The organism is Gracilimonas sp. (assembly GCF_035704785.1).
In the GTDB taxonomy this organism is placed as follows: domain Bacteria; phylum Bacteroidota; class Rhodothermia; order Balneolales; family Balneolaceae; genus Gracilimonas.
On the sequence record NZ_DASSWP010000091.1, the window covers coordinates 1 to 13,346 of the forward strand.

Consider the following 13,346-nt stretch of genomic DNA (forward strand, 5'->3'; position numbering starts at 1 on the left):
TTCCATTTAATAGATTGATAAAGATATTGGCATAAAATATAAGCCCTATTTTCTCTTATATATCTTAAATAAGTTAGCACGCATGGAATCATCTGCATTACGCATCCTCAATAATGCCATCTTTGAAGCACAAACATGGAAACCAAACCGTTCACGTAATACCCTTGAAAATGATTTTTATCAGCTTATGCTTCGGGGGCCATCTGTGGATAAGCATGCAGAGCTTTGGGATGACTTCAGAAAAGCACTCGCAGAAAACCACCACCTTGAAGATGAAGATCTTCGCGAATTTCTAACCCGTCCCGACTATGCCCGGGAAGGTTATTGGTGGTTCGATCCGAATGAATGGAGATGAACATCCAACAAGGAACATCGAACTTTTAACACTGAACTGGGTTTCGTTCAACATTCAGTGTTGGATGTTCGATGTTCGTTATTCCACAACCTCTATCCCCTCTTCGTACGCTTCCATCGGGATGCAGGAACAAACAAGATTCCGGTCGCCATACGCATCATCTACACGCGAAACGGATGGCCAGAATTTTTGGAATTTGAGGTCTTCAAGTGGGAAGGCTCCTTTTTCGCGAGAGTAGCTTCGGTTCCATTCATCAGAAACCATTACGCGTTGAGTATGAGGGGCGTGTTTTAGCACATTGTCTTCTTTGTCTGCAACTCCATCCTCAATTTCCTGAATCTCTTTTCGGATGGAGATCATCGCATCACAAAAACGATCCAGTTCTTCCATGGATTCGCTTTCAGTCGGCTCGATCATAAGTGTACCAGGAACCGGGAAACTCATGGTTGGCGCATGGAAGCCATAATCCATAAGGCGCTTGGCCACATCCACTGACTCCACTCCTGCCGATTGTTTGAACGGACGAAGATCTACAATGAACTCATGAGCCGAACGGCCGGTCTTTCCTGTATAAAGTATCTCGTAATGATCTTTCAGCCGGTCTTTCAAATAGTTAGCATTGAGGATCGCAATTTTAGTTGCATCGGTAAGACCATTTCCACCCATCATACGAATATAAGCATGTGAAATGGTTAAAATGCTGGCGCTTCCCCAGGGAGCGGCAGAGATCGCTGTCACTCCTTTTTCACCACCTGTTTTAACTACAGAATGTGAAGGTAGAAACGGAACGAGATGTTTGGCTACACCGATCGGACCCATTCCGGGGCCGCCACCGCCGTGTGGGATACAAAATGTCTTATGAAGATTCAGGTGGCAAACATCCGCACCAATCTCTCCGGGGCTGGTCAACCCAACCTGAGCATTCATATTAGCTCCATCCATATAAACCTGTCCGCCATGCTTGTGGATGATCTTACAAAAATCTTTCACTTTGTGCTCAAAAACACCATGTGTAGATGGATACGTGATCATCAGTGCAGCGAGCCGGTCACTGTATTTTTCAGCCTTAGCTACCAGATCTTCACTGGAGATATTTCCGTGGGAATCGGTCTCGACCACCACCACCTCCATACCGGCCATTACCGCACTGGCAGGATTGGTTCCATGTGCTGAAGATGGAATTAAGGCTACATTTCGGTGACTTTCATCTCGTGATTGGTGATAAGCCCGGATAGTCATTAACCCGGCATATTCACCCTGAGCTCCCGAATTGGGTTGTAAGGACATCCCGGCAAAACCGGTGATCTCACAGAGCCAGTCGCTAAGCTCATCAAACAATTGCGTGTAACCTTCAGCTTGTCCACGCGGAACGAAAGGATGAATTTGTCCGAATTCCGGCCACGTCAACGGGATCATCTCAGCTGTGGCATTCAATTTCATGGTACAAGACCCAAGAGAGATCATGGAATGAACCAGGGAAAGATCTTTGTTCTCTAAACGCTTCATATAACGAAGCATCTCATGTTCGGAATGATACAGGTTGAACACAGGGTGACCTAGGTATTCTGAAGTCCTTTTCAATTCAGCAGGATATTCTACTTTGGTATTCTTGGCTTCAGCATAAATATCAAATTCATTGTTCTTGCCCAATGCCTCCGCAAAGATGTCCAAGATCAATTTTGCATCTTCAAGGTTCTTGGCTTCATCAAAAGAAATCCCAATTCGGTTATCATTGTAATAACGAAAGTTTACTTCATGCTGCTCGGCTGCTTCTCGAACCTTAGCAACATCAACTTTAACGGTAATAGTATCAAAGAAGATTTCCGTTTCAACTTCTACTCCCATTTTCTCCAGTCCGGCTTTGGTCAGTTTGGTAAGACCATGAGTTTTTGACGCGATGTTCTTCAGTCCTTCCGGCCCGTGATACACCGCATACATTCCTGCGATCACTCCCAATAGAACCTGAGCAGTGCAGATATTAGAGGTGGCTTTTTCACGGCGAATGTGCTGCTCCCTTGTTTGAAGCGCCATTCGATAAGCAGGCTTTCCTTCTGCGTCCTGAGTTACTCCAATGATACGCCCGGGAATTTTTCTCTGAAATTGTTCCTGTGTGGCAAAAAATGCAGCATGAGGGCCTCCGTATCCCATAGGAACTCCAAAACGCTGCGAAGACCCAACTACTACATCCGCTCCCATTTCACCGGGAGCTTTTAGCAATGTCAGGCTTAAAAGATCAGCTGCTACAACGGCAAAAACATCGTGCTCATGAGCCGACGAAATGATGTTTGTGTAATCTTCTACGGTTCCATCCGTTGCAGGATACTGAAGTAATATCCCAAAAAGGTTAGTATCAGTAACATCTAATTTTTTGTGATCACCAACTCTTATTTCAACACCAATGGGTTCTGCCCTGGTTTGAAGCACCTCAATAGTTTGCGGATGACATAACTCCGAAACAAAAAATACATCGGCTTCTTTACGCTTTTTCCCTTTTCTCTGACCGTACAGCATATTCATTGCCTCTGCTGCAGCTGTTCCCTCATCAAGTAAAGAGGCGTTAGCCAGCTCCATTCCCGTCAGGTCACTTACCGTAGTTTGAAAATTGATAAGAGCTTCCAGACGGCCTTGCGCAATTTCAGCCTGATAAGGTGTATAAGCCGTGTACCAGCCGGGATTTTCAAGGATATTCCTCTTTATCACATTAGGCATTATTGTATCATAATAACCCATTCCGATAAAGGACTTATAGATCTTGTTCTTCTCTGCCAAGGTCTTGAATTCAGCAAGAAAATCTGTCTCACTTAAAGCATCCGGTAAATTCAGTGGTTTATGCAGGCGAATTCCTTCCGGGATAGTTTCATCAATCAGCTTGTCTAGTGAATCGGCTTCAATAACCTCCAGCATTTTTTTGATTGATTCCTGATTGGGTCCGTTATGTCGGCGGGCAAATACTTCTTTATCAAAATTGATATTCATCTATATAAGAAAATGTGTTGGTTTTAGATTGTTTGGAACACATATTGAAGCCTATAAATTTCAGGCAAACAATTTTTAAAACAGGATTCTGTAAAATAAGGAAAAAAGAGCTGAAAAAAGCAGTAATCCATTACGGGTTTAGTTCTGTTTCTCACTTTTTTTTGATTTATTATAGGTCTTAACAAAATCAGAGTATTCTTTAATTAATTTTACCAGATCATGGGAAAAGCATTAAAACTTTTGGCAGTAGTTCTTTTTTTTGGAGCTACTCATACGTTTGCACAGGATGTAAACACATTAAAAATTGTAATTGAACCCGATCCTGTAGTACTGGAAGTAGGAACAGAACTGCAATTGAATGCAAAATTAGTGAATGAGGAAGGTGAAGCCCTGCCCGACACCATTTTGTTCTACTCCCGTAATGGCCAAGACCTTGAGGTTTCAAGAGAAGGATATGTGAAAGCCAATAAACCCGGCATCTATACGGCATTGGCACTAAGATCCGGCCCCAGAGAACAACGGGTTACTAAATCATTTGAGATCCAGGTTCCATATCCACCGATCGCAAAAGTTGAGTTTAAAAATGTTCCTGAAAACATCTACTCAAAAACTACCATCGATCTGAATGTAGATGTAATTGATGAAATGGATCTTATTCGGGAGAACCCCGACCTCACCATCACCAGCGATAACGAATCAGTTGCTATGGTAAGCCATGGTAAATTGATGGCACTGAAGGCTGGAAAAGCAAAGATCACAGCAACTTCAGAGGGTGTAAAAACAACTTTGGATGTTACGGTAAAACAAAACCCCACAGCATCTATTGAAATTGGAAATGAGGAAACGAATATTAGAACCGGAGATGTGGTTAATTTCAATGCCGTTGCAAAAGGTAATAACGGACAAAATGTTGGTGTACCCATCACTTATTCTTTTATCGCACAACCTGAAGATAATTTAGGTCAGGGTGCTGAAGGGCAAGTTTCACAGGAAGGAAAATTTGTAGCCAACAAACCCGGTATTTTTACTCTGATCGCTAGATCCGGTAACGTGGTTTCCGAACAAGTTATTCGTGTTAGAGAACGAAATGTATCTCAGGAAATTGAGCTGGTAGGTCATGGCGAAGTGCTCGACGTACACACTTCAGACCTTTGGGTTTGGGAAGGTGTAGACGGTCGTGACTATGCGATCACAGGAACATGGGGTGCTAACGGTGATACCTATTTTTGGGATGTAACCGACCCTTCAAACATTACCCCAATTGATACTGTCCGTGTGGATGCCCGTACCGTTAATGATGTAAAGATATCAGAAGACGGAACTATTGGCGTGATCACTCGCGAAGGTGCTTCTGATCGTAAAAATGGAATGGTTGTACTTGATGTATCGAACCCAAGAGATGTGAAAATTCTATCTGAATACAACGAAGGGCTCACCGGTGGCGTGCATAATGCTTTTATTTATGAAGATCATGTTTACGCTGTGAACAACGGACGCCGCTATGACATCATCAACATTGAAGACCCTGAAAACCCGGTTACTGTTGGGCGTTTTGAATTAGATACACCCGGACATTCTATTCACGATGTTTGGATCGAAGACGGAATTGCATATTCCTCTAACTGGAGTGACGGAGTTGTCGCTGTAGATATCGGAAGCCAGGACAGTGAATTGGCTGATGCCGGCGGATCTCCTGAAAATCCGGTTATGCTGGGAAGTTACTCTTACCCAAGCGGTAGAAATCATGCCGCATTCCCATTCAAAAGCCAGTCTACCGGAGATTTTTACGTTGTTGCCGGTGATGAATCATTCCCTAACGGCCTTCCTTCTCGCAGTAATCCTGTAGCAGCTGCAGGATGGATCCACTTCATAAAATTTGACGGTTGGGACCAGCCTAAGGAAGTAGCACGCTATCAGGTGCCGGAAGCAGGAACGCATAACTTTTGGGTAGTGGGCGACCTTCTGTTTGTTGCTTATTACAATGCAGGACTTCGCATCGTAGATATTTCCGGTGAATTAATGGGGAATCTTTACGATCAGGGAAGAGAGATCGCCAAATTTGAACCGACTCATCCCGATGCTATCGTTCCAAATGCCCCATTCACTTGGGGTCCTCAACCTTACAAAGATCATATTTTCATCTCTGACTGGAATTCTGGTTTATGGGCTATAAAACTGGTTGATAACCAAGGTCAGGGAACCAATTAAATTTTTTCGACTGATCTTATAAATAGAAAAGCCCTTCACATTGAAGGGCTTTTTTTATCTTTTGATGGCATGAATTTATATCCATCTGCGTTGTACAATATGAAATTCCAAACTAATACAGACTCATGATGTTTTTAAAAATTACTGCTCTGCTTTCTTCTTTTATCATATTTTGCAGTACCAATATTACAGCACAAGACTATTATGCATATGTAGCAGCAGAATCGGAAGATCAGGTTCACTTGATCCATTTTAATGCTGAAACCGGAGAGGGTGCTATAGCAGAAACCATAGATGTAGGTACCTGGCCTCAGGAAAATGAAGGACCTCATGGTGTCACAGTTTCAGCAGATGGTAAATATTGGTTCGTAACTATAGCCCACGGAATGCCCTATGGCCAACTTTGGAAATATTCTACAGAAACAAATGAGGTTGTGGATTCGGTTGAGTTGGGGATGTTTCCTGCCAGTATGGATTACAACCCATCTACAGGAATGGTTTACGTTGTAAACTTCAATCTTCATGGTGATATGGAACCCAGTACCCTTTCGGTAGTAGATGCTGAAACTATGATGCGCGTTGCTGATATTCCTGTTGGCATAATGCCGCACGGTACCAGAGTGAGCCCCTCAGGTAATTTTGCATATCATGTATCCATGATGACCGACGAACTTTATGAAGTCGATGCCCGCACATTGGAAGTAACACGTACATTACCGCTTGGAAAAGATGCGGAACAGGGTTCTATGCATGCCAGCATGGATCATTCAAATATGAACCACAACGAAATGGAAATAGATCATAGTCCTGTAGAAAAACCAACATGGGCTGACCCTCATCCAAATAAACCCCTGGTTTATGTTGCCGGTAACGGTTCAAATGAGATCATAGAAGTTGATACCGATAACTGGGAGGTCACCCGAAGGTTTGATACAGCAAAAGGTCCTTACAATTTAGAAGTAAGCCATGACGGGAAATTGCTTGTGGTAACTTATAAAGGAGAAGGAGCTGTTGGTGTTTGGGATTTAGAAAAAGGAGAAGAACTCGCTTACATTAAAAATACCCGAAAGGTAACACACGGTGTTGCCATCTCTGCTGACAACCGGTTTGCTTTTATATCAGTAGAAGGAATTGGCGGTGAACCCGGCTCTGTTGAGATCATAGACCTTAAAAAGATGGAACGAGCAGATGTTATTGAGACCGGAAAACAAGCCGGTGGTATAGTTTTTTGGAAACAGGAATGATCGCTGAATTCATCGTATAAAATACATATTAAGCCGGGACATACACAGCCCGGCTTTTTATTTAAGGGCAATCGAATGGCTAACGCTGTTACCCTTTTCACTCTGATTGTAAATAGTTTCTTTATCCAAAGCTTTTATTGTATACCCCAGCCTTTCTCCCATGCCAATCAACAGCGGTTCCAGTCTTCCTTTATCTACATTGAATTTCACTAATGCATTATGAGTTCTCATATCGATTTTTGAGATAGCTCTCTTCAACATATCAGCACATTTTAAGATCTCAGTCCCGGAATATTTTTCATTTTCAGAAACAGGAGGAGGGCTGAACTTTTTCTTGAAATTACTCAGTGATCGAATTTCACCGGTTTTAATGTCAGTTTGCAGCCACTCAACGTTATGCTCAACATTCTTTATATAATAAGCCAGATACCGGGGTTTTTCACTTTCAATAAAAAAGTTAAAATCAGAAAGCCATATATCTTTTACAGCATCCATTTCAATATCAAACCATACACCGCCCTTTTCGGGCTCCCAAACCATTACGTTTCCTTTTGACTTACGCTCATTTAAAGTCAGTTTGTAGGTCTCTTCAAAAACTTTGGTTAGCCCCGCCAGATCTGACTCAGGTATGATAAGCAGCCTTGGTTTATCCTCTTTGGCATCAACAAAATCAGGAGCATCATTTTCAACTTCGCATTCTACCCCTGTAATACGCAATAAAATACGTATTAAGCCTTCCCTGATGGGCTCCTTAAAAGCTGCAAGTTTATTACTCATGATTACTTTGAATGATTTGAAATTCAAGGTAAAAAATAATCTGACTAGTAAATTGAAAATTTCATAATCAAAATGTTTAGTCTTAGCTAAATATTTATTAAGTTAATTCAAATTATTATATTGAAAAGAAAAAAATGGACTTTATCCCAAATTGGTTTTTTGAACTTAATCCTGTTGTGCAAGCTTTATGTGGCGGACTTTTTACATGGGGTGTCACATCTCTTGGTGCTTCATTCGTATTTTTCACTAAAGGTGTAAACCACAAACTGTTGGACGGTATGATGGGCTTTGCGGCCGGCGTCATGATAGCTGCCAGCGTTTGGTCGCTCATTATCCCCTCCATCGATATGGCCGAAGCCCAGGGAATGATCTCGTGGGTACCTGCTGCGATCGGTTTTTTACTTGGTGGTTTATTTCTTAGGATTTGTGATCAATACATTCCTCACCTTCACATTGGTCTTCCGCGTGATGCAGCTGAAGGCGTAGAAACAAAATGGAAACGTGCAACCCTGCTGGTACTTGCTATCACCCTGCATAATATCCCTGAAGGATTGGCTATCGGTGTTTTATTTGGAGCCGCAAGCTTAGGACTGGATGTTGCCGGTGGTGCAACAGTGACCGCAGCTATCGTACTTGCTATAGGAATTGGCATTCAAAACTTCCCGGAAGGTATGGCTATTTCCATGCCGCTAAGACGAGATGGGGTGAGCCGGTGGAAAAGCTTCAATTATGGACAGCTTTCCGGAGTTGTAGAACCGGTTTCTGCTGTTATCGGAGCGGCAGCCGTTATATTCATTCAGCCTATATTGCCTTATGCTCTCGCTTTTGCTGCTGGCGCGATGATTTATGTAGTTATAGAAGAGCTGATACCTGAAAGTCAGCTTCACGGAAATACTGATCTTGCTACACTTGGTGCCATGGGTGGTTTTGTTGTTATGATGGTGTTAGATGTAGCACTGGGATAAAATCGACGTTCTAAAATCCCAACTCATTTCGTACCTTTGCCTTCCTTCACAACTAATAAAATTGCAGGGCATTGAGCGACAACAAGATTATATTTTCGATGGTTGGGGTTTCGAAAACCTACAAACCTAACAACACCGTATTAAAAAATATTTACCTCTCCTTCTTTTATGGAGCTAAAATTGGAGTACTCGGATTAAACGGAGCCGGAAAATCCACCCTTTTGAAGATCATCGCCGGAGAGGACAAAAACTACCAGGGAGATATCAGCTCCCAAAAAGGGATCACCTTTGGATACCTTTCTCAGGAACCAAAGCTTGACCCTTCGAAAACAGTAAAGGAGATCGTGGAAGAAGGGGTTCAGGAAACCATGGATCTGATCAAAGAATATGAAGCTATTAATGCAGGATTCAGCGATCCTGATGCTGATTTCGAAAAGCTCATTGAAAAGCAGTCCAAGCTTCAGGAAAAAATTGACCGAATTGATGCCTGGGATATAGACAGTAAGCTTGAGCAGGCGATGGATGCACTTAGGTGCCCTCCGGGTGAGACTTCAGTTGAAGTACTTTCAGGGGGCGAAGCACGACGTGTTGCCCTATGCCGCCTTTTGCTCAAAAAACCGGACGTACTCCTGCTCGATGAACCTACCAACCACCTGGATGCCGAATCTGTGTTGTGGCTCGAACAGCACCTTGCCCGTTATGAAGGTACCGTAATTGCCGTAACTCACGATCGTTATTTCCTGGATAACGTAGCTGGATGGATCCTGGAGTTAGACCGTGGAGAGGGTATCCCATTCGAAGGAAATTACAGCTCATGGCTGGAACAAAAATCAAAACGACTTGAGCAGGAAGAAAAGGAAGAATCCAAGCGACAAAAAACACTGAAGCAGGAGCTCGACTGGATCCGTCAGAATCCAAAAGGAAGGCGCGCAAAAAGTAAAGCTCGTATCAACAAGTATGAGGAATTACTTTCTGAAGAAAATGAAAAACGCCGTGACGATATGGAGATCTTCATTCCTGCCGGGCCACGCCTTGGCGACAAAGTTATTGTAGCTGAAAATGTAAGCAAAGGATTTGAAGACCGGTTGTTAATAGAAGACATGAACTTCAAGCTTCCTCCCGGCGGTATAGTTGGGGTGATCGGGCCAAACGGTGCAGGTAAAACCACACTTTTCAAGATGATCACCGGAGAGGAAGAACCGGATAAAGGAACCCTTATTACCGGCGATACCGTAGAGTTAGGATACATCAATCAAAAGCGTCCTTTGGATCCCTCTAAAACCATTTGGCAGGAAATTTCAGGTGGACAAGATCTCATAAAGCTGGGCAATCGTGAAGTGAACTCAAGAGCTTATGTAGCTCGTTTTAACTTCAGCGGAAGTGATCAGCAGAAAAAAGTGACTGAGCTTTCCGGCGGAGAAAGGAACCGGGTCCACCTCGCCAAGGTGTTAAAAGAAGGAGCCAACGTGCTTCTGCTGGATGAGCCCACTAATGATTTGGATGTAAACACTCTTCGTGCTTTAGAAGAAGCCTTACTTAACTTTGCCGGCTGTGCCGTTGTTATTTCTCACGACAGGTGGTTCCTTGACAGGGTTGCCACCCATATTCTGGCTTTTGAAGGAAACAGTCAGGTTTATTGGTTCGAGGGAAACTTTGAAGAATATGAAGAGAATAAGAAGCAAAGGTTGGGCATTACAGACGACCAACCGCATCGTATCAAATACAAAAAACTAATGCGGTAACCATTTTTATCTGATAAGTTTTATTTTTGTAAATCAATGTTAATATTTTAACTTTTGTCTACAAAAAAAGAGTTCAGCAAAAATAATTTTGTTCTTCAAAAAGACGGATCATGTATAAAAAAACCGGACAAGGTAGAGTAGACATTGACCGGAAAATTATCGGTGTCGTCTCCTTTGGATTGATATGTGCGCTCCTTCTTATCTTAATGGTCAATATTTCCATCAATACCTCTTCAGGAGTGAGGGCATATGTTGCCGGAGAAGGATACTGGGCTAAAGCTCAGAAAGAGGCCGGCATGCATCTGAGTAATTATATTATTACAGAAAACCCGGAAGAATATGAGCACTTTAAAAGCGTACTTCGGGTAAATGAGGGAGACCGAACAGCACGAGAAGAGCTTCAAAAAGAAAATTTTGATTACGATATAGCATACGAAGGATTCATAAAGGGTAAAAATCACCCTGAAGACATACAAAACATGGTGAATCTACTCCGAAGATTTCAAAATATTTCTCATGTAGAAGAAGCTATTGAGATCTGGACTGCGGGAGATAAAAAGATTGAAGAGTTTAGAGCTTTTGCTGCCTCCATACATACAGAGATCCAAAGCAGTGATACTATTTCCAATGCCCAAAAAACCCGGTGGATGGAGGAATTGGAAGTATTAGATCATGAATTGACTGACCTTGAGTACAATTTTTCCCTTGCCATGGGCAACATGGCTCGTTTGGTGAATGAGATCTTCCGTTGGACTACCATCACTTTGGGTTTAATTTTGATCTGTATCGGAATATGGATCACTTCCCGCTTCTATCATGCCACTCAAACCTGGACGCGTGCACTCAAAGAAAGTAAAGAGCAACTCAAAAATGTACTCGATAATTCTAAGGATGTGCTTTATAAATTGGATCTCAAAACCAGGAAATATGTTTTTATGAGTCCTGCAATAGAACAAATGATCGGTTATAGCAGGAAGCATGTTGTTGAGGGAGGAGTTGAATTTATTATTTCTATTATGCATCCCAATGACAAAGAACGCATGAATAAAGTTCTTGAAAACTACGATGATTTACAGGAAGGGGATTTTTTGCCTGCGACCGAATTTCGACTAAAAGACCAAAGCGGGAATTGGAAATGGGTAAGCAATGTCCGCTCTTTGATCCGTGATGAACACGGTGAACCTGAAGCCATTGTTGGAGCCGTACGCGATATTTCTACTCAAAAAGAACAAGGGGAGAAGATCAGGGAATCGCTTCAAGAAAAAGAGTTATTACTCAAGGAAATTCATCACCGGGTTAAAAATAACCTTGCGATCATTTCAAGTTTATTGGAGCTGCAAAAAGACGGAGTAAGTGAAGACATTCAGAATATGCTCAGTTCCAGTCAGGCTCGCATTAAGTCCATCGCTAAAGTTCATGAAAAGCTGTATGAGTCTACAACGCTTTCAGATATTCCGCTTGATACCTATATCACTGAGATTACGGAAGAGATCGAAAAAGCCTACGCTTCCAATGAAACGAAAATTGACATCATTATTGACGTAGTTCCGGTAACGGTTAACATAAATGATGCCATTCCAATTGGGCTTATCCTCAATGAATTGATCAATAATGCATTCAAACATGCTTATAAAGGGTTCAAATCAGGCACCTTGAAGATAAACCTGCAAAAGGGATCTGAGGAGGAGATGAGGCTTTTTGTAGAAAGTGATGGCAATAAAATGGATGGCAATTTTGATGCAGCTAAAAGTGATTCGCTGGGGATGACCCTAATTGAGGTCTTGGTGAAACGAATTAACGGGCGGCTTGAGATCGAGCAAGATGACTGGACACGATTCAAGATCTTTTTTGAAATAACTCCTGTTACTGTTCAAAAGTCGGATCACTGATCATCATTTATTTCATAGTTCGCTTCAATTTCTACATCGCCATCATTGAGGTCATCTTTTTTGGTTAGCCAGGAATAGGCTTCAAGACTGTTTTTCCCATTCAGATCTATTACCTCAAATCCCATTCCTCCTGCCCCTGAAGCAACAGTTACTGAAAAGGTCTTTAGTCCTTTTCGTTGTTGAAAGGGATTTTCAGAAAGCCCTGCATCCTGAATTTTACTTTTCTTCATAATGGCTGTTGTTCTTGAAATAGTACGATAACGCATTCTTAATATGTCATTATCAAACCCTATGGCTGCATCTTTATATCTCATCCATCCCAATGCACTAAAAAGAGGTATGAGCAGCAATGAAAGCCAGCCATAACTTAGCAAGAACCAAAGTACAGGAATCAAGAGCAAAAGAAAGTAATTAGGGCGCCTTATATATCTGAAGAGAGCTTTTTCTGAAGGCATTATATCGTATTCGGGCTCAGTGTATTCTGCTAAGAATTCCTTTAGGAAGGAACTAAATTCATTTCCGGCAATATATGGGGCCAAAACGATCGACCTCCCCTTCTGATTTTGATCAAATCCTGCACTTTCAACATATATCATTCCATAACCAAACGGCTGACGAATTACCCCTTCTGCAAAACGAACAGCCTGAATACGATCAAATGGGACTGTAATGTGTTTTCTTTCTATGAATCCCCGTGTAATGATCAGCTCCTTGTCGGTCTTGTGAAGCTCAAAATCAGAATAATTAAATATTACCCCTAAAAATGACAGTAACCAAGACACCACTATGATTCCAAGAATCAACGCAACGTAAATCGTTACATCACTGTAACCGGGCATTATTTCATAGATGTACTCTATGGTTTCTTCATTGATCACTTCACTTAATTGTCCGGAAATCGCACCCAAGATCGAAGCGATCAAGCCAAAATTCCCAGATGTGAAAGCCGCGTACACCAGGTCTTTTGTTGATAATTTCCAGGTCGCTAAAACTTCTTCTTCCCGGGCAGCTTCGCCTTCTGAATCATCTGAAGCCTGTTCCCCGTTTTTATTCTTATTGCGAAGTTCTGCCCGAAGCTCTTCAGCCTCACCCCTGGTTATCGCATTGATGGTTGCCGTTTCTGTACCTCCGCCGGCCGTTTTTACCTCAACTTTGACCAAACCAAACATACGTTGAAGAAGTCCTTCTGT

The 13,346-nt window shown here is 42.3% G+C and carries 9 protein-coding genes; 6 read left to right on the forward strand and 3 right to left on the reverse strand.

Features of this window, described 5'->3' with window-relative positions; translation table 11 throughout:
- The first annotated feature begins 82 nt into the window (after positions 1 to 82).
- The gene (locus VFM80_RS05295; RefSeq protein WP_395070291.1) at positions 83 to 355 is read left to right on the forward strand and encodes a hypothetical protein; all 273 of its coding nucleotides are present in this window, start codon (positions 83 to 85) and stop codon (positions 353 to 355) included.
- Between the two features lie 78 nt (positions 356 to 433).
- Here VFM80_RS05295 and gcvP read toward each other — a convergent pair whose 3' ends face one another.
- The gene (gene gcvP / locus VFM80_RS05300) at positions 434 to 3,331 is read right to left on the reverse strand and encodes an aminomethyl-transferring glycine dehydrogenase (protein ID WP_395070293.1); all 2,898 of its coding nucleotides are present in this window, start codon (positions 3,329 to 3,331) and stop codon (positions 434 to 436) included.
- Between the two features lie 219 nt (positions 3,332 to 3,550).
- Here gcvP and VFM80_RS05305 point away from each other — a divergent pair, with 219 nt between their 5' ends.
- Together VFM80_RS05305 and VFM80_RS05310 are read left to right on the forward strand one after the other, a co-directional pair.
- On the forward strand, positions 3,551 to 5,539 hold the full coding sequence (locus VFM80_RS05305; protein ID WP_395070295.1) for a hypothetical protein: 1,989 nt from the start codon (positions 3,551 to 3,553) through the stop codon (positions 5,537 to 5,539).
- 125 nt (positions 5,540 to 5,664) lie between these two features.
- Positions 5,665 to 6,783, forward strand: coding sequence for a YncE family protein (locus VFM80_RS05310; RefSeq protein ID WP_395070297.1), 1,119 nt, complete (start codon positions 5,665 to 5,667; stop codon positions 6,781 to 6,783).
- Positions 6,784 to 6,840: 57 nt separating this feature from the next.
- Here VFM80_RS05310 and VFM80_RS05315 read toward each other — a convergent pair whose 3' ends face one another.
- On the reverse strand, positions 6,841 to 7,560 hold the full coding sequence (locus VFM80_RS05315) for a hypothetical protein (RefSeq protein WP_395070299.1): 720 nt from the start codon (positions 7,558 to 7,560) through the stop codon (positions 6,841 to 6,843).
- Positions 7,561 to 7,694: 134 nt separating this feature from the next.
- Here VFM80_RS05315 and VFM80_RS05320 point away from each other — a divergent pair, with 134 nt between their 5' ends.
- The 3 genes from VFM80_RS05320 (at position 7,695) to VFM80_RS05330 (ending at position 12,156) form a co-directional block, all read left to right on the forward strand.
- On the forward strand, positions 7,695 to 8,525 hold the full coding sequence (locus tag VFM80_RS05320) for a ZIP family metal transporter (protein WP_395070301.1): 831 nt from the start codon (positions 7,695 to 7,697) through the stop codon (positions 8,523 to 8,525).
- A gap of 71 nt (positions 8,526 to 8,596) precedes the next feature.
- Positions 8,597 to 10,267 (forward strand): energy-dependent translational throttle protein EttA, encoded by a 1,671-nt coding sequence (gene ettA / locus VFM80_RS05325; protein ID WP_395070303.1) that lies wholly within the window; start codon positions 8,597 to 8,599, stop codon positions 10,265 to 10,267.
- Between the two features lie 110 nt (positions 10,268 to 10,377).
- Positions 10,378 to 12,156, forward strand: a complete 1,779-nt coding sequence (locus tag VFM80_RS05330; RefSeq protein WP_395070305.1) for a sensor histidine kinase — start codon at positions 10,378 to 10,380, stop codon at positions 12,154 to 12,156.
- Here VFM80_RS05330 and VFM80_RS05335 read toward each other — a convergent pair.
- Positions 12,150 to 13,346 (reverse strand): PH domain-containing protein (locus VFM80_RS05335; protein ID WP_395070307.1); only part of this gene is annotated, 1,197 nt, incomplete at its 5' end. The genes VFM80_RS05330 and VFM80_RS05335 overlap by 7 nt on opposite strands.